Genomic DNA, 2,980 nt, shown 5'->3' with positions numbered 1-2,980 from the left:
ATAATCTGCCGTTTCATTGTAGAAATCATTCGCGGGAACAGAAGCTTTCGGTTCAGAATAGGTTCCTTTGGTGAGTCTGTTCAGGTCATCATATTGGTAATCGTATCGTTTTAGTACATTATTGGTGTTGCCGTTATAATTTATTTTAATTTATTCTCCTGAAAGTTTCTGAAACTTAATTTCACAATTGAAAAAACTTAAACAAAAACGAGCAACCATTTAGGTTACTCGTTTTAATTTAAAGGATATTGGTCCTATTTTTTGTAATAAACATGACCATCTTTATCTATTCTTTCTGGGAAAAAGTATTTTAAATCTTCGGTTGATATTATAGGATCACATTCCTTAGATTTATTTTGATTTGTATTTATTTTAGAAATATTACTTAAGATATCATCTATATTTTCATAAATTGCACTACCTTTTATATCAATACGTGTTAAATTGCAATAATTTTTAATATTCTGTATTGTAAGTCTATTCATAAACACATTTCTATCATGTGGTAAATGAATATACAGATAATTCATTAAATACTCATAATTAAAATCTTTATCAACAATAATCATAGAAGAAATAAACATATGATTGCTGTCATAACCTGTGTCCAATTTAATATCATAAACTGAATTTTCCCCATGTTCTACACCTTGTTCAAAAGTGGCAAGTATTCCTTTGTTGTACTTTTTGGAAAAGAAAATAACATTTGCTAAAGTAGCAGTTCCTAATCCTTCATCAAAGCCAAATGCATTTCTATCTATAATATAAAATATAGTATAAGCATCATTCTCAGATATCTTTATAATATCTTGTTTTTCCTTCTTCAGATTAAATGTTAATTTTTTCCCGTTTATATCAATCATTTTCATCTGAGAAAAGATATTCATACTAAAAGCTAAAGCCATTAAGAATACTATCTTATTTAATTGTTTTGACTCCATATTTTGTCATTATAATATTAAAGTTTGTTTGAATTACTTCACCAGATCTGTACCAGACCCATCCATTTATATACTTGTCTTGAGCAGTTTGATTATAATTTATAAAATTCTGAAAAGTAATTATTCCTTGGCCTTTAACAACATAATTACTTGAATAATCTCTATTGGCAAAAATATCTCTTGACTTTAAGATTGAAGAAAGTCCTGTACCAAAAAGCACATCATTTGCTGAGAAGCAGGATCCCATGATTAAATTTTTACCATCTTTAACATAATTTCCAATCCCAATAAGACTATCTATACTGCTTTTCTTATCAGCGGCTAATTTACCTGAATCGGCAATATACTGTTGAATATCACTTCCTAATATTTTTTCAGTATTGAGATTGGTATAAAAGCCGGTATCCCATGTCATTTTATATCCTGTTTCTGATTCGGAATCAGGGATTAATTTTCCACTTTCATCAAATAAATAACGCTTACTTACTAATCCATGAGCATTAATATAAATATTATCAGCCTGATTATTTCCTAAATATTTAGTCAGTTTTGTTAAAGCATCTTTTAAATTTAAAGCGTCTATAATATGCCATCCGTTTTCTTCAAATTCTTTATTTGCAAAATTACCAAGTTGATTATCAGTTCTTAAGAAATTAAGAATGATATTCACTAATGGACCCCCACCTCCGCCAGAAGACACATTGCCAAATCCATAGCTGTCACCATAACCAGCGTCTCCAAAACTTAACCAGTTAGGATTTGTCCATCCAGGCTGGTAATCTAACGGAGAATCTTCACTTGCAGCCGTTAATCTTTTAGGCGCCATCCCATCAGGATCAATGAAATTAATCGGGTTATTAAAAGCAAAATTATACGGAGAATACCTTCTCATTTGCTCTGCTAACGGATCAATTACTCCCCATCTTGCGATATCACTCATATACATTCTGGCCCCGAAATCGTTCCATCGGGTCTCCGTCTGGTATTCTTTCCCATTGTACTGGTATTTATAGGAAGAATTGTTGACAGAAAGAATATTGGTGTCATGCTTCAGCCCGAAAGGGTAATAGCTGTTTTCCTCAAGAACTTCTGCGCTGCCATTTGAGTTTTTAAAAGTAGGCTATATTCTTAAAAGCTTATAATAACTTATTTAAATTGCTTAAAAATAGGTGGTCACCTAGATCACCTATTTTAAACTAATAAACCTATTTGGAATAATGTTAAAAACTTATGCTTAATGTTAACTAGTAATTAGTTATGGTTTATCCATATAATTTACTATTAAACCGATAATAATAGCTACTGGTATTAAAAATAAACCAGCCATATTATTTTTTGCTCCCTCTTCTGCTATGTTAGAGTTATATGCTTCTGCCATTTTTTTTGTATTAAATTTATAGACGAATATCCATCTTATAAATATTCCGAATCCTCCAAATATAAAATCAATCATATATTATTATTTTAATCCTTGATATATACTTTTTTTAACTGCAGATTTCATACCTGTATTGACACCCCAATTACCAATAGCATTTCCAACGGTACCTAATTGAGTGAATGGTTTAAGTCTAAAGCCAATACCCATTGTAGTCGCTTCAATAGCAGGAATAGCTATTTTTTGAAATTTTTCTTTTTCACTCATTACTGTAGTTCCATCTTTATAATTGAATGTTTCTCCCCAAGCACCATTTTTAAATCCCCACAATTTCATGTCCATTTTGACGTGCATATCACCCATTTTACCTTGTTTAATCATTTCTTTTGGAGTAAGATAAAAACTTCCATAGAATAGATATCCTACTACTTGAACACCTTCTAATGGCTTTGAAATAATATTATCAGCCAAGAAATTCCAAGATTTTCTTCCTATTGAGATTCCATTACCTGGTGGATCACCCTCATTATTATTAAACTGCGAAAAATCAATTCCATTGAAGTAATTTTGTGGATTAATCATTTTCATAAAAGCATTTATAGCAGCCTTTCCTTCATACACATCACCAAAATCTTCTAATGAAAAGTTACCTCCGCCTCCA

The 2,980-nt window shown here is 30.7% G+C and carries 3 protein-coding genes and 1 pseudogene; all 4 read right to left on the bottom strand.

The window, feature by feature from the left end; genetic code table 11:
* Window positions 1–254: 254 nt before the first annotated feature.
* Window positions 255–941, bottom strand: coding sequence for a hypothetical protein (locus AC3WV0_RS18000; RefSeq protein WP_488847475.1), 687 nt, complete (start codon window positions 939–941; stop codon window positions 255–257).
* Window positions 919–1,998: pseudogene (locus tag AC3WV0_RS17995) on the bottom strand (RHS repeat domain-containing protein); the annotation flags it as partial. The pseudogene AC3WV0_RS17995 and the gene AC3WV0_RS18000, both read right to left, overlap by 23 nt.
* 198 nt (window positions 1,999–2,196) lie before the next feature.
* Entirely contained in the window at window positions 2,197–2,394 is a 198-nt protein-coding gene (locus tag AC3WV0_RS17990; protein ID WP_488847474.1) for a hypothetical protein, read from the bottom strand.
* A gap of 6 nt (window positions 2,395–2,400) precedes the next feature.
* Window positions 2,401–2,980, bottom strand: a 580-nt coding sequence (locus AC3WV0_RS17985; protein WP_488847473.1) for a hypothetical protein, incomplete at its 5' end; no start/stop codon positions are given.

This window comes from Chryseobacterium sp. 27AL, assembly GCF_057815395.1.
This window is presented reverse-complemented; position numbering and strand designations above follow the sequence as displayed.